The organism is Vibrio sp. SCSIO 43135 (assembly GCF_023716665.1).
GTDB lineage: Bacteria > Pseudomonadota > Gammaproteobacteria > Enterobacterales > Vibrionaceae > Vibrio > Vibrio paucivorans.
Map to the genome: position 1 here is coordinate 2347952 of NZ_CP071859.1, position 16712 is coordinate 2364663.

17 protein-coding genes are annotated in these 16712 nt (G+C 45.8%); 7 read left to right on the plus strand and 10 right to left on the minus strand.

Translation table 11 applies throughout. The annotated features are described in order from the left end of the window. Position 1: 1 nt before the first annotated feature. Positions 2-628 (minus strand): uracil phosphoribosyltransferase, encoded by a 627-nt coding sequence (upp, locus tag J4N42_RS10500; RefSeq protein WP_252027811.1) that lies wholly within the window; start codon positions 626-628, stop codon positions 2-4. Positions 629-805: 177 nt separating this feature from the next. Between upp and purM the strand changes: the two genes are divergently transcribed. After that, positions 806-1846, plus strand: coding sequence for a phosphoribosylformylglycinamidine cyclo-ligase (gene purM, locus J4N42_RS10505; RefSeq protein ID WP_252027812.1), 1041 nt, complete (start codon positions 806-808; stop codon positions 1844-1846). Between the two features lie 2 nt (positions 1847-1848). After that, positions 1849-2490: a phosphoribosylglycinamide formyltransferase gene (purN, locus tag J4N42_RS10510; RefSeq protein WP_252027813.1), complete on the plus strand. Its 642-nt coding sequence runs from the start codon at positions 1849-1851 to the stop codon at positions 2488-2490. Positions 2491-2584: 94 nt separating this feature from the next. On the opposite strand, the gene J4N42_RS10515 is transcribed toward purN, so the two are convergent. Both J4N42_RS10515 and lpcA read right to left on the minus strand, forming a co-directional pair. Then, positions 2585-3430: a class II glutamine amidotransferase gene (locus J4N42_RS10515; RefSeq protein ID WP_252027814.1), complete on the minus strand. Its 846-nt coding sequence runs from the start codon at positions 3428-3430 to the stop codon at positions 2585-2587. 57 nt (positions 3431-3487) lie between these two features. Continuing rightward, a complete protein-coding gene (gene lpcA, locus J4N42_RS10520; protein WP_252027815.1) occupies positions 3488-4063 on the minus strand; it encodes a D-sedoheptulose 7-phosphate isomerase in 576 nt (191 codons plus the stop codon). 308 nt (positions 4064-4371) lie between these two features. Between lpcA and fadE the strand changes: the two genes are divergently transcribed. After that, positions 4372-6816, plus strand: a complete 2445-nt coding sequence (gene fadE, locus J4N42_RS10525; protein ID WP_252027816.1) for an acyl-CoA dehydrogenase FadE — start codon at positions 4372-4374, stop codon at positions 6814-6816. 189 nt (positions 6817-7005) lie between these two features. On the opposite strand, the gene J4N42_RS10530 is transcribed toward fadE, so the two are convergent. Together J4N42_RS10530 and dnaQ are read right to left on the minus strand one after the other, a co-directional pair. Continuing rightward, complete coding sequence (locus tag J4N42_RS10530; RefSeq protein WP_252027817.1) at positions 7006-8256, minus strand: TIGR03503 family protein; 1251 nt, start codon at positions 8254-8256, stop codon at positions 7006-7008. Positions 8257-8264: 8 nt separating this feature from the next. After that, positions 8265-9005, minus strand: a complete 741-nt coding sequence (dnaQ, locus tag J4N42_RS10535) for a DNA polymerase III subunit epsilon (RefSeq protein ID WP_252027818.1) — start codon at positions 9003-9005, stop codon at positions 8265-8267. A 56-nt stretch (positions 9006-9061) separates the two neighbouring features. Between dnaQ and rnhA the strand changes: the two genes are divergently transcribed. Continuing rightward, complete coding sequence (gene rnhA / locus J4N42_RS10540; protein WP_252027819.1) at positions 9062-9526, plus strand: ribonuclease HI; 465 nt, start codon at positions 9062-9064, stop codon at positions 9524-9526. 186 nt (positions 9527-9712) lie between these two features. Here the strand turns inward: rnhA and J4N42_RS10545 are convergent, their stop codons facing one another. Then, the gene (locus J4N42_RS10545; RefSeq protein ID WP_252027821.1) at positions 9713-10453 is read right to left on the minus strand and encodes a methyltransferase domain-containing protein; all 741 of its coding nucleotides are present in this window, start codon (positions 10451-10453) and stop codon (positions 9713-9715) included. 39 nt (positions 10454-10492) lie between these two features. Here J4N42_RS10545 and gloB point away from each other — a divergent pair, with 39 nt between their 5' ends. The 3 genes from gloB (at position 10493) to J4N42_RS10560 (ending at position 13561) form a co-directional block, all read left to right on the plus strand. Next, positions 10493-11251 carry a hydroxyacylglutathione hydrolase gene (gene gloB / locus J4N42_RS10550; RefSeq protein WP_252027823.1) on the plus strand — a complete coding sequence of 253 codons (759 nt, stop codon included), beginning with the start codon at positions 10493-10495 and terminating at the stop codon, positions 11249-11251. Positions 11252-11321: 70 nt separating this feature from the next. After that, positions 11322-12887, plus strand: coding sequence for a lytic transglycosylase (locus J4N42_RS10555; protein ID WP_252027825.1), 1566 nt, complete (start codon positions 11322-11324; stop codon positions 12885-12887). After that, positions 12884-13561: a YIP1 family protein gene (locus J4N42_RS10560; RefSeq protein WP_252027827.1), complete on the plus strand. Its 678-nt coding sequence runs from the start codon at positions 12884-12886 to the stop codon at positions 13559-13561. Before J4N42_RS10555 ends, J4N42_RS10560 begins: the two co-directional genes overlap by 4 nt. A gap of 14 nt (positions 13562-13575) precedes the next feature. Here the strand turns inward: J4N42_RS10560 and J4N42_RS10565 are convergent, their stop codons facing one another. The 4 genes from J4N42_RS10565 to tilS all read right to left on the minus strand — a co-directional run bounded on the left by J4N42_RS10565 (position 13576) and on the right by tilS (position 16712). Then, positions 13576-14442: an endonuclease/exonuclease/phosphatase family protein gene (locus J4N42_RS10565; protein WP_252027829.1), complete on the minus strand. Its 867-nt coding sequence runs from the start codon at positions 14440-14442 to the stop codon at positions 13576-13578. 42 nt (positions 14443-14484) lie between these two features. Continuing rightward, positions 14485-14823 carry a nitrogen regulatory protein P-II gene (gene glnB / locus J4N42_RS10570; protein WP_038203435.1) on the minus strand — a complete coding sequence of 113 codons (339 nt, stop codon included), beginning with the start codon at positions 14821-14823 and terminating at the stop codon, positions 14485-14487. A 211-nt stretch (positions 14824-15034) separates the two neighbouring features. After that, positions 15035-15349 carry a c-type cytochrome gene (locus J4N42_RS10575; RefSeq protein ID WP_252027831.1) on the minus strand — a complete coding sequence of 105 codons (315 nt, stop codon included), beginning with the start codon at positions 15347-15349 and terminating at the stop codon, positions 15035-15037. A gap of 52 nt (positions 15350-15401) precedes the next feature. Beyond that, on the minus strand, positions 15402-16712 hold the full coding sequence (gene tilS / locus J4N42_RS10580) for a tRNA lysidine(34) synthetase TilS (RefSeq protein ID WP_252027833.1): 1311 nt from the start codon (positions 16710-16712) through the stop codon (positions 15402-15404).

Consider the following 16712-nt stretch of genomic DNA (forward strand, 5'->3'; position numbering starts at 1 on the left):
ATTACTGAGTACCAAAAATCTTATCGCCCGCATCACCCAAACCAGGAACGATGTAGCCTTTGTCATTTAGCTTCTCATCAATAGCAGCAGTGTAAAGTTCTACATCTGGGTGCGCTTTCTCTAACGCTTCAACACCTTCAGGAGCCGCAACCAGTACAAGAACTTTAATCGCCTTACAGCCTTTCTCTTTAAGAAGGTCGATCGTTGCGATCATAGAACCACCCGTTGCTAGCATTGGGTCAACTACAAGCGCAATACGCTCGTCGATGTTCGATGCTAACTTATTGAAGTAAGGAACAGGCTCCAATGTTTCTTCATCACGGTAAATACCAACAACACTGATACGTGCGCTTGGCATGTGCTCAAGAACGCCATCCATCATGCCTAGACCCGCACGTAGAATTGGCACAACTGTCACTTTCTTACCTTTAATTTGGTCCACTTCCACTGGACCATTCCAACCTTCAATGGTTACTTTCTCTGTTTCAAAGTCTGCAGTCGCTTCATAAGTTAATAGGCTACCTACTTCGGTCGCTAACTCACGAAAACGCTTCGTGCTGATGTCACCTTCTCGCATTAGACCAATCTTGTGTTTAACTAGAGGGTGTTTTACTTCAACAACTTTCATTTCCATCTCCGGCAATATGGGGAACATTTAAACAAACCTTCGAATTATACACGATCTCAAAATAAATTTCAGGGTGATTAGAACAATAAAAAAACTCGCGCAAACGTTTGCTCTTTATGTTTAACCGCTGGTAGAATAGCGCCGTTTTCATATCCAACTTTAACCGAGGACTTCCCTGTGAGCGGTAACAACTCTTCTCTAAGCTATAAAGACGCTGGTGTAGATATTGATGCAGGCAACGCGCTTGTTGATCGAATTAAAGGTGCGGTAAAGCGCACTCGTCGCCCTGAAGTTATGGGTGGTATTGGCGGCTTCGGAGCCCTATGTGAACTACCAACTAAATACAAGCAACCTGTACTAGTGTCTGGCACTGATGGTGTAGGTACTAAGCTTCGTTTAGCTCTGGATATGAACAAGCACGACACAATCGGTATCGACCTTGTCGCTATGTGTGTGAATGACCTGATCGTACAAGGTGCAGAACCTCTTTTCTTCCTAGACTACTACGCAACAGGAAAACTAGACGTTGATACTGCAGCTGACGTAGTTTCTGGTATTGCTGAAGGTTGTATTCAAGCCGGTTGTTCATTGATTGGTGGCGAAACGGCGGAAATGCCAGGCATGTATGAAGGCGAAGACTACGATGTAGCAGGCTTCTGTGTCGGTGTAGTAGAAAAAGAAGACGTTATCGATGGCACAAAAGTCGCAGCTGGTGATGCACTTATCGCTGTAGGTTCAAGCGGTCCACACTCAAATGGTTACTCTCTTATTCGTAAAATTCTAGAAGTGTCTGGTGCCGATAAGAGTGAGGAACTAGCAGGCCGTACTATTGGTGAACACCTGCTCGAGCCAACTAAAATTTACATTAAGTCTGCGCTTAAGATGATTGAGCAGCACGACATCCACGCAATTTCGCACATCACAGGTGGCGGCTTCTGGGAAAACATCCCGCGCGTGCTTCCAGAAGGTACAAAAGCAGTCGTTGATGGCAACAGCTGGGAATGGCCAGTTATTTTCAAATGGCTCCAAGAGAAAGGTAACGTAACGACTCACGAAATGTACCGCACATTCAACTGTGGTGTAGGCCTAGTGATCGCCCTTCCTAAAGATCAAGCAGACGCAGCTGTTGAGCTATTAAATGCTGAAGGTGAAAACGCTTGGGTTATCGGTGAGATCGCAAACGCTGCAGCTGGCGAAGAACAAGTAGAGATCAAATAAGTATGAAAAGTATCGTCGTTTTAGTTTCAGGGAACGGTTCTAACCTACAGGCAATCATTGATGCATGTGACAAGGACATTACTGGTGGTCGCGTGACCGCAGTATTTTCCAACAAAGCCAATGTCTATGCTTTAGAGCGTGCTGAGAAAGCCGGTGCAGCAGCACACTTCCTTGACCCTAAAGCCTTCGATACCCGTGATGCGTTTGACCACGAGTTGATGAAGCAGATCGATGAATATAAGCCAGACGTCATTGTACTTGCTGGTTACATGCGAATTCTAAGTGGTGAATTCGTTCGCCACTATATGGGCCGCATGATCAATATTCACCCTTCTCTGCTACCTAAGTACCCTGGCCTTAACACTTATCAGCGTGCTATCCACGCTGGAGACGAAGAGCATGGTACTAGCGTTCATTTCGTTACCGAGCAGCTTGATGGCGGTCCTGTTATTTTGCAGGCTAAAGTGCCTATTTTCGACGAAGACACGGTCGAGACTCTCACTGAACGCGTTCAAACTCAAGAACACAAAATCTACCCGATGGTGGTTAGGTGGTTGGTTGAAGAGCGTTTAGTGATGAAAGATGAAAAAGAGGCTTACCTTGATGGTGCTCTACTGGGTATGCACGGTTACGCTGAAGAATAAATGCCTTTAGGCAAATAAAAAAAGAAAAGGTTGATGTACATGCATCAACCTTTTTTATTTCTCGGCCTTAGCCAAAGTAAGCCAAACGATTCAGTTACTCCAACGGTTCAGTTGGTGCCTGGCATTTAGGCTTCGCTTCAGCAAACGCCACATCGGTTAGCTTGGCAGCATTTCCGTCGATGAGCTCGCCAAAGTGGAATATCCCATACTCCCCTGGCTTCATCCGATGCCAAACTTCGTTGTCCGTCAATGGTTGTGTCGCAATAACCGATACCACATCATTTGGCGTAGTTTCTTCTTGGAAGTTAATCGTGACATCTTCATCAATCAGGCTCGCTTTCCCAAACGGAGCTCGACGTGTAATCCAATACAGATGGTTAGTGCAGTATGTCATCACATACTCACCATCCGACAATAACATATTGAATACACCTTTACCCTTCAACTTGTCGCAGCATTGTGCGACAAACTTAAACATCCCCACCATATCTTGAGGAGGTTCAGGATATCGCTCTTCAAGCTGCTTCATGATCCAACAAAAAGCACGTTCGCTGTCTGTCTGCCCTACCGGTAAATAGCGCCCGACAGACAAGTCTTGATAATCACTTAGCTGACCGTTGTGTGCAAACGTCCAGTACTTACCCCATAAGTCACGAGTAAATGGGTGGGTGTTTTCTAAACTTACCCCACCTCGGTTCGCCTGTCTTATGTGACTTACGACAGCACAACTTTTTATCGGATAGTTTTGTACCAGCTCGGCAATCTTTGATTTACAGCTTGGGTTTGGGTCCTTAAAAGTACGAAACCCTTTCCCTTCATAGAAGGTAATCCCCCAGCCATCTCTATGCGGGCCGGTATTGCCACCTCGTTGCATCAAGCCTGTAAAGCTAAAGCATATATCTGTCGGTACATTGGCGCTCATGCCGAGCAATTCACACATGGTTTATTGGACTCCTTTACTCTAAACCAATTATACAAGCCTCTAAGACAACACGCCTTAGGCCATCTCTTTCTCAATCAGCTGAATCACAATGTGAATAATCTTAATATGAATCTCTTGAATACGGTCAGCATAACCAAAGTGTGGCACGCGAATTTCGATATCCGCTAGGCCTGCCATTTTACCGCCATCTTTACCAGTAAGAGCGATGGTTTTCATTCCTTTCGCTTGTGCCGCTTCGATAGCTTTTAGAATGTTGCCGGAATTGCCTGATGTTGATAAACCAAACAGTACGTCGCCTTTTGAACCAACGGCTTCTACATAGCGAGAAAATACAAAGTCATAACCAAAATCGTTACTCACGCAAGACAAATGGCTTGGATCTGAAATCGCGATTCCTGGATAGCCAGGACGATTCTCACGATAACGGCCTGTCAGCTCTTCGGCAAAATGCATAGCATCACAGTGCGAACCACCATTGCCACAAGACAACACCTTACCACCTTGTTTAAACGACTCAGCGATAAGCTTGGCTGCTGCTTCAATTTGAGCAATATTGTGCTCGTCACTTAAAAATTTATTTAGTACGTCGGCAGCTTCTGTTAATTCACTTTTGATTAAATCCTGATACATGGCGAGTTCTCTTATCGTTCTGAGTATTTGAGCATGGGGTGCTGGGTTTAGCACATTTGTCTCAAGTTTACTTAAACATTCCCGACTGTCGATAGTTAGCTTTCAAGATTTGTTGCTTTCTTGCCATTCCACGACAACTAAATCGTCTTCCGCTTCAAATATTAGAACTTTCACTCTACTTAGATCACTTTTTGCGCACTTTGAGGTTTTACATTTTATTAATATTTTGATTACACTTATAACTGGTTAGACCTCTTACAAGATATCTGCAATATCAATGGGTGATAGTTGCTAATAAGGAAAATTATATGGAAATCTTGCTCTCTATACTTGGCTTTGCTGCTGTACTCGGCACCTGCCTATATCATCGAACGTCTTTGGTGGCATCTGTCGCTGCTCTGACTGCTACGATGTTTGCGCTTTCAATCTTTGGCGCAGCTGGACATATAAGCTGGGCACTGTTCATTGCTGCTACTGCGTTACTGGCCATCCCTTCCGTGCGCCAGTCTGTAATAAGCCGCAAAGCTCTAGCGTTGTTCAAGCAGGTTTTACCTGCCATGTCGCAAACTGAAAAAGAAGCGCTAGATGCTGGTACAGTGTGGTGGGAAGCCGACTTATTCAAGGGCAAGCCCAATTGGCAAAAGCTGCACACTATCGCTAAGCCTCAGCTAAGCGCAGAAGAGCAAGCTTTCTTGGACGGCCCAGTTAATGAAGTATGTGCAATGGTCAGCGACTATCAAGTTACCCATGAGCTTGCCGATCTGCCTCCTGAGGTGTGGCAGTACCTGAAAGATCACAAGTTCTTCGCCATGATTATCAAAAAGAAATACGGTGGATTGGAGTTCTCGGCTTACGCTCAATCACTTGTATTACAAAAGCTAACCGGTGTTTCTAGCGTATTATCCTCTACCGTCGGTGTACCAAACTCTTTGGGCCCTGGTGAGTTGCTGCAGCATTACGGTACTGAAGAGCAGAGAAATCACTACCTACCAAGACTTGCAGAAGGTAAAGAGATCCCATGCTTTGCTTTAACGAGTCCTGAAGCAGGGTCGGATGCAGGCTCTATCCCAGATTTTGGTGTGGTATGTAAAGGTAAGTGGAAAGGCAAAGAAGTGTTGGGTATGCGCCTAACGTGGAACAAGCGCTATATTACTCTTGCTCCTGTTGCCACCGTATTAGGTTTGGCGTTTAAACTGCGCGATCCTGAAGGGCTGCTGGGTGACACTGAAGATCTCGGAATCACTTGTGCCCTGATCCCTACGAATTTAAAAGGTGTGGAGATTGGTAACCGTCACTTCCCACTTAACGTCCCATTCCAAAACGGTCCGACCAAAGGCCAAGATATTTTCGTTCCTATCGACTTCATCATCGGTGGGCAAGAAATGGCTGGCCAAGGCTGGAGAATGTTGGTTGAGTGTCTTTCTGTTGGCCGTGGTATCACGCTACCATCAAACTCAACAGGCGGTATCAAAACTGCTGCTTTAGCTACCGGAGCTTATGCTCGAATTCGTCGCCAGTTCAAACAGCCTATCGGCCAAATGGAAGGTGTCGAAGAGCCTCTAGCTCGTCTTGGCGGTAACGCATATGTTATGGATGCAGCCAGCAACCTGACTGTGGCTGGTATTGACCTGGGTGAAAAACCATCCGTCATCTCAGCAATTGTGAAGTACCATTGTACTCACCGCGGCCAACAAAGCATCATCGACGCGATGGACATCGTTGGCGGTAAAGGCATTTGTTTGGGTCCATCAAACTTCTTAGCGCGTGGCTATCAAGGTTCGCCAATCGCAGTAACCGTTGAAGGCGCAAACATTTTGACTCGCTCTATGATCATCTACGGTCAAGGCGCGATCCGCTGTCATCCATATGTGTTGGCAGAAATGGATGCCGCGTATTCTGAAGATGCTAATGCACTCGATAAGTTCGATTCAGCGCTCGCTGGACATGTTGGGTTTACCATGAGTAACTTGGTCCGCAGTATCTGGTTTGGCTTGACGGATGGCTATGGCTCTTCTGCTCCGACTACAGATGCGACTAAGCGCTACTACCAACAACTTAACCGCTATAGCGCAAACTTGGCGCTTCTATCTGATATTTCTATGGCAGTTCTTGGCGGTTCTTTGAAACGTAAAGAACGCTTGTCTGCACGTTTAGGCGACATATTGAGCCAACTTTACTTGAGCTCAGCAACACTAAAACGTTTTGAAAACGAGGGACGACAAAGCGCTGACTTAGCTCTTGTTCACTGGGGTCTACAAGACAGCCTGAAACAAGCAGAAGAAGCGATCGATGAGTTCCTAGCTAACTTCCCTAACAGAATTGTAGGTAAGGCTCTGCGTGTTCTACTCATGCCATTTGGACGAGTACGTAAATCTCCTTCAGACAAACTGGATAGCCAAGTTGCTAAGATTCTTCAGACACCAAGTGAAACGCGTTCTCGTCTTGGTCAGGGCCAGTACTTAGAAGCCTCAGAACATAACGCTGTTGGTAAATTGGAACAAGCGCTAGAGATCGTGCTTAAAGCAGAGCCGATTTTCACTAAAATCTGTAAGGCAACCGAGCAACGTCGTCCATTCTTACGCTTAGATCTGGTTGCGGAGATAGGCCTTGAAAAAGGTATTATCAGCCAAGAAGAAGCTGAGCTTCTAAAGCAGGCAGAAGTACATCGTTTATACGCTATCAATGTCGATGATTTCTCCCCAGAGGAACTCGCAGCAAAGCCGCAGCTTCCTGCGATGGGTGAAGTCGCATAGCAAAACATAATTCATCAGTAAAAAGGGCAGCCTAATGGCTGCCCTTTTAGTTGGATGCGTTCGACTATTCGCTCAGTATGAGTAGCGCTACCACATATTAGACTCAATAATGCCTTTAGCTACATGACTCACTCAGTCGTGTCGGATACAATTAAGAAGCATCATAAAAAGTGCGAGAGATGGACTTCATCATTTCTTCGGCATATCCAACTGCATCTCTGGCATCATCTCTTTCTTAGCCCGTAGTTTACCGCGAATAAACCAAGCAACTAACCCCAGAAGAATCGCAAACACATTACCACCAACAATCAACAGGATGCTACGCATGCGTTTTTCTTCGCGCATCTCAATCAAACGCATTTCTTCCAAGCGCTTTTGTTGCTCTAACTGTTGCTGCTCTTGAAGCTTACGAGTGGCTTCATAGTCGACTTCTTCTAAAACGCTGTAACTCATCTCCGAGGTCATGAAGCTCAAAGCGCGCCCGGACGCTAAATCCGTTGCGTAAATCGAACTGTTCCAAGTAAAGTTACCTAGCTCACCACTATTGGGGACTTTAACCGAGACTGACATCGATTCATCTTGGCTGGAGTTCTGTACTACCGTTTCTGCGCCATTCATATCCATATGTTTAACCGACAGGGCCAAGGAACCTGGAGCAATCATGCCTTGCTCGCCAGAAACCGCCACTTCATGAGGCATCCCATCTTCACGCGATTGAATGAATGTGGCTTGAACCGGCGTCGGATAGACCAAGACTTCTTGCTCTTGCGCTCTTAAAAAGACACCATTGCCAGAAGTCACTCTGACGCGATACTTGCCAGGCTCTGGTGAAATTGGTAGCGATACGGTAAATACACCGTCTCCCGGAAACTCGTCCAAGCCTGTTCCATCGTCAGAAAATTCACCAATAACCACTGGAACCGGTTTGGCTTCTTTAGCTAGGGTTTCTTCGTTTTCAACGAACTTAGTAAACGTGACCCGCAGGTTCACCCTGTCCAAGAAATCACGTACCACCAGCGGCTTTCCATCTGAAGTTAGGCGCGCGGTAAACTTGATATCTTCACCTTGGAAGAGTCGATTAGGAAAAACGTCTGTTTCCAGAGCTAAATTTGAAATCAGCTTTATTTTGTTCTTAGGCGTGACCTTACCTACCGCTTGCCAAGGGCCTGGCATAGGATTATCCACAGAGATAATGTCCATGGCTGATTCCTGATACCACTGCACATTATCTGGGCTACGCCACGCATAGTATTTCTTACCATCAGGACGCACTAATACCACTGGTTGCGAACGTTCAGCGCGGTAAATGACAAAGGTAATTTGTTTGATGGTGGGATCCACTCGAAAACGGTTATCGAGTAGAGACATTGAGGATTCTCCGCTAGCGAAGCTTGTTACGCTGAACACTAAGCCAATTATGGCGATTAAAATCCTCAACATTTTTTCTCCTACTGACGCCAGAGGCAACTACCGGCCTTCTCGACAATGTCCAATCTAGAATTGTGTGCTTCTACTTCATCGGCGCTTGCTAGTAAAACCTTTAGCGCTTTTCGCCCTCCAGCGACACGTTTTATGCTTTCACCACCACTTTCACCCTGCGTCTCAGCATTAAATTGCAACGCCGTTTGTCCGCCGGTCATGGCCAAATAAACATCAGCTAGGATTTCAGCATCGAGCAATGCCCCGTGAAGTACACGTGCAGAGGTATCAATAGTGTAATGCTTTGCTAACGAGTCGAGGTTCTTCCTTGCTGGCATGTTGGGCATGCGCTTGGCCATTGCAAGGGTATCGGTCACTTCACAGTAATCTATGGTTTGACCTATGGTCTCATCCAGCATGCGAAATTCGTGATCCATAAAGCCCACATCGAAGGGCGCGTTATGGGCGACTAGCTCAGCGCCTTGAATGAACTCTAAAAACTCTTTGTGAACGTCTCGATAATCGGGCTTATCACGCAAGAATTCATCAGTGATACCGTGAACTTCAATCGCATCGGGTTGAATCTCGCGATCTGGCTTTATATAAACGTGAAAATGTCTTCCAGTCAGCTTACGGTTGATGATTTCTACCGCACCAATCTCAATGATTCGATGCCCTTGGTAATGTGGCCCACCTTCTCTGTTCATACCGGTGGTTTCGGTATCGAGAACGATGATGCGCTTGTGCTCAGAATTGTTGCTGGTATTCATAACAAATTGTGTGTCAGACTATGCAGATAATGTGCTTAACCCAATAGTATCAAATCATGACGAAACAGGTGGAAATTTTCACTGATGGTTCTTGCTTAGGAAATCCTGGGCCTGGTGGCTATGGCATTGTACTTCGTTACAAGCAAACCGAAAAAACTCTCGCCAAAGGTTACACGTTGACCACCAATAACCGAATGGAAATGCTTGCAGCCGTTGTTGCACTCCAAACTCTTAAAGAGCCGTGTCAGGTTATTTTAACCACCGATAGTCAGTATGTGCGCCAAGGTATTACTCAGTGGATTCACAACTGGAAAAAACGTGGTTGGAAAACAGCCGATAAGAAACCGGTGAAAAACGCTGACCTTTGGCAGGCCCTCGATAAAGAGACAGCTCGACATGATGTTGATTGGCGCTGGGTAAAAGGCCACGCAGGACACCGTGAGAACGAGATGTGTGATGAACTTGCACGTGCTGCAGCCGAGAACCCAACAGAAGAAGATATCGGTTATCAGCCAAGCTAGTGGCGTTATCAAAGCTCACTGAAAAACAAAATGGCTGCCCGAAGGGTTCGAGCTAGGCGCCCCCGTTAAAATCGTTTTATGCTTTGTTGAAGACTATTTGCTTAGAATAACTAGGCTACACAGTCTTCGCCTCGCCTAAAACGATTTTATCTCGAACAAAACTTAACCACGAAAGATCAACAGCCCCTAGTCTTTAGAGACTCGATTGTTAACCCGGTAATTGACACTCACTGGTGATAATCGACGCTTCAATCTCCAATGCGGCTTAATAGGTTTTAGTGGGTAAGTGCGCTTACGTGCCACAATAAAATACAAACTCCCCATTGGAGACGCCCAATCCCCTAAACTGCCTTCCAACCAAGTCCACATAGTGCGGTACTTTTGCATCGGAAACAGCGCGTATGAATCACAGTGAATGACTTGGTAGTTCAACACACTAAGCCAATCCTTTATCCGGTTTGGCGTAAACATCCTTCCACTCCAAGGCAGGTTATTACGACGCCACGGCATCAAACTCGCAAGGCCAGTAAAGCTGATTGGGTTAAACCCAGTAAGAATTAAATAACCATCATCAATCATAACCCTATCGACTTCGCGGAGCATTCGGTGAGGGTCGTTACAGTAATCAAGCTGATGAGACATGATGACAGCATCAAAGCTTTTTTCTAAAAAGGGTAAATCGTAACCATCTGCAATCACATTATGCAAAGGGTTCTGGATATCTAGGTTAACTTGATGTTGAATGTTACAGTTGCAACTGGTGAGTTCACAACTCAACCCACCCAACTTGAGCATATGATACCCGAACAGCTTTGGGCACCATTCATCAAGGCGCGTTTGGATTGACTCACTCACCCATTGGCCATTTTTCAGTTGCGACCACGAATGAGGTTTCTCAAGCTTCTTTTCACTACGTGCTGGCTTCATTAATAACCTGCTTAACTTAAGGTGACCGGAGACTCAACAATGTTAACTATCAAAAGCATACCTGCATTTAACGACAATTACATCTGGCTGATCCAAAATAGCGATCAACGCTGTGCTGTCGTCGACCCGGGCGATGCTAAGCCAGTTTTGCAGTACATAGAGCAACACGGCCTCACCCTCGACGCGATATTGATTACCCACCACCACAACGACCATATTGGCGGTGTGCCAGACTTGGTCCACAAGTTCCCAGATATTGATGTCGTAGGCCCAGCTCATGAACCTATTCCAACTCTGACTCACCCGGTTGAAACAGGGGATCAAATTAAACTTTTTGATGAAATTTTCTTCGTACTTGGGCTTGAAGGACACACCCGAGGCCATATTGGATATGTGGGAGATGGCAAACTATTTTGCGGCGATGTGCTATTCTCTGCAGGGTGTGGCCGTGTTTTTGAAGGCACCATGGAGCAAATGTTCACCTCTTTGAGCAAGCTTGCAGCACTTCCAGAAGAAACCCTCGTCTACTGCGCCCATGAATACACTGCGAGTAACGTCGCCTTTGCCATGGCTGTAGAGCCAGACAATGACCTGCTACATAAGTATCGTGAAGAGGTCAATCGTAAGCGAGCTCAAAACACCCCAACCTTACCCACAACCATTCGCCAAGAAAGATGGATTAATCCATTTTTGCGATACGACGAGCCAAGTGTGATTAAATCGGTCGCAAATCGAACAGCAAAAACAGATCCTTTATCAATCTTTACTGCATTACGTGAGTGGAAGAACGAATTTTAACGTTTTGCTGCTTGTCACTCCCCTAGAGTGACAAGTATTATCAGCAGCCGTTCAAAAAAAGGGCTGTAAAATGCGATTACGTTACAGCTGGGTACTTGCACCATTGATTTTATCAGGGTGTCAACTTACCCAGTCTTCGGATCAATCTAAAGATTCATCTCCAACCAATCTTCCAAAAGAAGAAGTTGCCGTTTCTCCAACGCCGAAACCAGAGCAACCAAAAACCGATCCGATTCCCGTCGTGACGCCACAAACCCAGCAAGATGTTTGGCAACGCATTGCTATGCAGCTGGAAATGGAAATTCCTGATCATAAAACGGTTGATTACTACCGAACTTGGTACCTAAAACACCCTAACCACCTTCGTACAGTATCGAAACGTGCTGAACCGTTTTTGTACCTCATCGTCGACAAAATTGAACAGCGTAATATGCCACTTGAACTTGCGCTATTACCTGTCGTAGAAAGCTCTTTTGACGCGTTTGCCTATTCGCACGGAAGTGCGGCTGGCTTATGGCAGTTTGTTCCTGGCACCGGAAAAATGTACGGTCTTGAGCAAGACTTCTGGTATGACGGTCGACGTGATGTCGCAGCAGCAACAGACGCTGCGCTCGATTACCTTACTTACCTAAACAACCGTTTTGATGGCAACTGGAACCATGCTATTGCCGCTTACAATAGCGGTGGTGGCCGTGTTTCAAGTGCTATCCGTAAAAACAAAAAACTCGGTAAGCCGATTGATTTCTTCTCTCTCGATCTACCGAAGGAAACCAGCGGTTACGTACCAAAGTTACTTGCTTTGGCAGACATCGTAGCGAACCAAGAGAAATATGGCTTAACCATTCCAGCCATTGCCAACCAACCCGTTGTTGACTTAGTTGATCCAAAAGAGCAACTAGACCTTGCTATTGCAGCCAATTATGCAGGCATCTCAGTTAAAGAGCTTCAGAGCTTAAACCCAGCGTATAACCAATGGGCTACGTCACCAGATGGCGTACAACAGTTGTTGCTTCCAGTTGACTCCATCGAAGGCTTCAAGGCCGAAGTCGAGAAGAACCGTGGCAAAGGCATGAAGCTTGTTCGCTATAAAGTGAAATCGGGAGATAGCCTGAGTGTATTGGCGAGCAAGTACAACACTACCACCAGCGTGATCCAAAAAGCGAATGGTTTGTCAGGTAACACGATTCGTGTTGGTCAGCACTTAATGATTCCAACATCGACCAAAGACGAGACGACTTACGCACTCAGCGCCGCTAACCGCCTGCAGAAAACTCAGTCTCAATCACGTGGCCGATACAAACTCACTCACACAGTGGCTAAAGGCGATAGCCTCTGGACTATAGCTAAAGCCAATAAAGTCTCTCATCAGTCTTTGGCTAAATGGAACGGTATGGGGCCTCGTGACACCCTACGTGTTGGCCAGAAACTGGTGATCTGGAAGGACAGTAGTGATGGCGCGATCATTCGCACGGTATTCTATCGCGTACGTTCTGGCGACACGATCAGTGGTATCGCCAGCAAGTTCAAAGTAAAAAGCAATGACATCGTGAAGTGGAACGACTTGAACAAGTCGAAGTATCTGCAACCGGGCCAGAAGTTAAAACTGTACGTCGATGTGACTAAGGTGAGCGTATGAACCCGTCTAGCAACCCTTTGATAATGTTGGTCGATATTTTTCGTTCTCCTTCAGCATGTTACCTTGCGTTGTATCAAAGAGGGACTTGGGGATGGCAGCCTTATATCTTCCTTATCCTTAGTCCATTTCTATTTTGGGGTGCATACTTCGATATCGTCGATTTCGACTGGTTGTCAACCGCTCTTAAGCCACAACTTAACCCTGAGCAGTTTGCACTACTTGACGCCAACACATTAATGGCAAGCGAAGTAATTAGCGACATTGTTGGCCGAACCATTACCATTTTTATGTTGGCTTTCTGGTTCAACTTAGCCACTAAAGCAAGTCAACATCAACATGGCTTTTGGCGCTGGTTTGCTGCTGGTGCTGTCATCACCTTCCCAGCGGTACTTGGTGATCTCGCCAGTTACGCCAGCTTGCTTCTCAAGCATGGTCAGGTCATGAGCTATGCGGCTGACCTCAACAGTCTAAACGGCTTACTTAAGCTGCCATTGACTAATCCATGGTCTCAATTCGCGAGTTCATTCCCGCTATTATTACCTTGGTACATTGTATTAGGTTACGCTGCGGTTGGTACTTGGACCGAGTTTGACCGAGGCCAAGCACTGGTTATCTCTGCGCTGCCTTGGGTTGGTTACTACCTAATCTGGGCCATCTATATATTAGTTAGCTAAGGAATAGACACCAGTTAAGGTGAGTTGCTCATTAAAGCAAATTCCACCAACAACGGGTTATGATCAGAAGCGTCCGATTCGGGCGCTTTTGCGTTTTGGAGAGTAAGCCCACGGTAAAACACATGATCCAATGGCAAACCATTGATAAATTCTTTGCGATGATCCGGACTAAATCGCACTTCCTGCAAGTCAAGAGCCTCAAGGTGGCTTTTCATCACCGCTAACCTTTCTTCGCTCCAGCTATTGAAATCACCCGCGAACACAATTGGCCCGGTATGGGTAGTAAGTTCAGCAACTAAGCTATCGAGTTGACGTTGGTACTCCTCAGTACCATAAGTAAAGTTCACTGAATGGATATTAACAACCGCTAGCGATTGCCCGTTTGAAAGTGGGTAGACAGCATACAAACCGGATTTGGGTAACCTTAACCAAGGCTCCAGCTCTGTATAAGCACACGCTAATGACGGAGCGTGTTTCGATAGGTTTAACACCCCGGCAGAGACGTCAAAAGCTTTGAAAGCATCAACTTGACTGCCGAACCACTGACGTTCGGAAACCCAAACCTTGAGTTCATTCGTCATACTCGCTTCTTGCAGCAGGACTAATTGCTGGCCTCTCGAATATTGATTAAGTGCTTGCTGCCAATTCTCTCTATTTTGTTTGTATATGTTCCAAACGAGTATCGAGAGTTGGCCTTTATCATCAACCGGGACAGTGCTCTCTGAGTGAAAACAGCGAAGTTCAGGTTGCGCATTATCTTGCGTCACTACAGATAACTGAGGTGATATAGGTAATTTGAAAATGCTTTGGTAAGCAGCGATACCACCAAATCCCACCGCTAAGACAACAGCGGCTGCTATCGAAAATTTCTTAATGCTCATCGTATGCTTAATAATAGAAAAAGGAGCCGTAAGGCTCCTTTTTTAGATTGCGTCTTCGTCTTCTTCGCCAGTACGGATTCGTACCACTCGCTCGACATCAGTAATGAAAATCTTACCATCACCAATTTTGCCAGTTTGAGCTGTCTCGATAATTGTATCTACACACTGGTCAGCAACATCATCAGTCACCACGATTTCAAGCTTCACCTTTGGCAGAAAGTCAACCATGTATTCCGCGCCACGGTATAATTCGGTATGACCTTTCTGACGACCAAAGCCTTTCACTTCAGAAACAGTCATGCCAGTAATGCCAACTTCAGCTAGTGCTTCACGGACATCATCCAACTTAAATGGCTTGATAATCGCTTCAATTTTTTTCATGTTCATCCCTTAAACTTTCATCAACTTAGCTTATTATCTTCTAGCTGATTTAAACAATCAATTGTCTTATACCCAATTAAAAAGCCCAAGCTTAGTAACTTGGGCTTGTTGCAGCTTAATCTGCAAGTCTAATTCGATTTAATTCAAATCTACCGAACTATCTGACTGAGGCTGTTCGACATTTTGGACTTGCCACTACTGAGAGCTCGCCTTACTTAAGACTAGCGTAGTATGCTGCTAAGTTTGCGATATCCTGATCACTTAACATTGCAGCTTGAGGTTGCATAACAGCAGCATTACCACCATTACGTTCTTTGTTTTTGTACGCGTTCAGTGAAGAGATCAAGTACTGCTCGTTTTGACCTTTCAGATTTGGATACCCCGGAATCAAAGCGATACCGTCAGCGCCGTGACATGCGGCACATACTGCAGCTTTCGCTTGGCCCGCAGCAGCGTCACCAGCAGCTAAAACGTTGCCACTTAAAAGACCCATTCCAATCACTATTCCAATTGCGACTTTCTTCATTGCTTTTCCTTTTTGCTTGTTTTTATTTTCAGCGATTTTAAATAAAAACCACTTACTTGTCCCAGATGAGTTCACAGTCTTGGCCATAAAACGCTTTGTCGACAAATAACCCAGCGACCGCGGCAACCTTGTCATCCACCAGTATTATTGGGGTTCTACGTCTGAGCCAGCTCGGAAGACCATATTCTTGAAACAATTTCTTAAGCTTTCTACTGTGCCCACGTTCGCAAGGGTGTGCACTCAGCCCTTCAGGGTTGAACATCACTTTGATTTCTCGGCCAACCAACGCTTTGGCACTGAGCTGCCCTTGTTTTTTCGTTTCAAGTATCGATAGTTGTCCGAGCCCGTCAGGAAGGTTCAGAGGTTGTTCCAGTGAGATAGACGCTTGCCACAAAGATACATCGCTGAAATCTGGTACCAAATAGAGCCTCTGTTGAAAGCGGCGAACCTGAACATTGGTCAAATTCAGGATGGGGTTTGCATCTCCTTTTGCTAGAGCGACATCTTGCCAAAGTTGATGAATGTGTTGCTTGCTCGGCATGAGCTGATGATTGTGTTCAAACCACATACGAAGCAATCTGTTACGCGCTAATACGCTATGTGAGTGCAGCGCTGCTATGTCGATGCTACTGTCCGCTCGCAAAGCCATTGAGAAAGGCTGAAAAAGCAGTTCATTCAGTAACTGTTCTTGCTCGGCACATAAGCTGGCACTACGGGCTACAGATTGGGTAAACGATGGCCATCTCGCTGCCATAACAGGCACTACCTTATGGCGAATGAAGTTGCGGTCAAACCGAGTATCAAGATTACTCTCATCCTCAACCCAACTTAGCTGATTCAACGTAGCGTATTGCTCGATCTCATTGCGGGAGCGTGACAACAACGGCCTAACTAAGCGACCATGGTTCCATGCTGTGTCACTCGACATTGATGCCAAGCCTTTAGGGCCACTTCCTCGCTTCAACGCCAGTAAAAAGGTTTCTGCTTGGTCATCAAGATGTTGCCCTGTCAGCAACAGATCGTTAGCGCCAATGTAGTTATTTAGCACCTGATAACGCGCATTCCTTGCATGACTCTCGATGTTACCTTGCTGCTTATCCAACTCAACATGTTCAACAATCAAGTTGATATTCTCGTCATCACACCACTTCTGACATTTCTCAGCCCACTGGCCCGCATTGTCGCTTAAACCATGATGGACATGGATAGCGAGACATTCCACCTCATGCTCTCGCTTATACCGTCCAAGCATGTGTAGTAAGACACGAGAATCCATTCCACCACTCAAAGCCAAAACGACTTTCTCAATGGAAGAGCTATACTGGTTCAGTTGATTGGCGAAGTGAGGGTAGAAGTCATCCAT

Coding starts and splice junctions, on each gene's coding strand:
- fadE (WP_252027816.1), top strand. CDS start 4,372: ATGGAAATCTTGCTCTCTATACTTGGCTTTGCTGCTGTACTCGGCACC.
- glnB (WP_038203435.1), bottom strand. CDS start 14,823: ATGAAAAAAATTGAAGCGATTATCAAGCCATTTAAGTTGGATGATGTC.
- J4N42_RS10530 (WP_252027817.1), bottom strand. CDS start 8,256: ATGTTGAGGATTTTAATCGCCATAATTGGCTTAGTGTTCAGCGTAACA.
- J4N42_RS10515 (WP_252027814.1), bottom strand. CDS start 3,430: ATGTGTGAATTGCTCGGCATGAGCGCCAATGTACCGACAGATATATGC.
- J4N42_RS10545 (WP_252027821.1), bottom strand. CDS start 10,453: ATGAAGCCAGCACGTAGTGAAAAGAAGCTTGAGAAACCTCATTCGTGG.
- dnaQ (WP_252027818.1), bottom strand. CDS start 9,005: ATGAATACCAGCAACAATTCTGAGCACAAGCGCATCATCGTTCTCGAT.
- J4N42_RS10560 (WP_252027827.1), top strand. CDS start 12,884: ATGAACCCGTCTAGCAACCCTTTGATAATGTTGGTCGATATTTTTCGT.
- J4N42_RS10555 (WP_252027825.1), top strand. CDS start 11,322: ATGCGATTACGTTACAGCTGGGTACTTGCACCATTGATTTTATCAGGG.
- upp (WP_252027811.1), bottom strand. CDS start 628: ATGAAAGTTGTTGAAGTAAAACACCCTCTAGTTAAACACAAGATTGGT.
- J4N42_RS10565 (WP_252027829.1), bottom strand. CDS start 14,442: ATGAGCATTAAGAAATTTTCGATAGCAGCCGCTGTTGTCTTAGCGGTG.
- rnhA (WP_252027819.1), top strand. CDS start 9,062: ATGACGAAACAGGTGGAAATTTTCACTGATGGTTCTTGCTTAGGAAAT.
- purN (WP_252027813.1), top strand. CDS start 1,849: ATGAAAAGTATCGTCGTTTTAGTTTCAGGGAACGGTTCTAACCTACAG.
- J4N42_RS10575 (WP_252027831.1), bottom strand. CDS start 15,349: ATGAAGAAAGTCGCAATTGGAATAGTGATTGGAATGGGTCTTTTAAGT.
- tilS (WP_252027833.1), bottom strand. CDS start 16,712: ATGGATGACTTCTACCCTCACTTCGCCAATCAACTGAACCAGTATAGC.
- lpcA (WP_252027815.1), bottom strand. CDS start 4,063: ATGTATCAGGATTTAATCAAAAGTGAATTAACAGAAGCTGCCGACGTA.
- gloB (WP_252027823.1), top strand. CDS start 10,493: ATGTTAACTATCAAAAGCATACCTGCATTTAACGACAATTACATCTGG.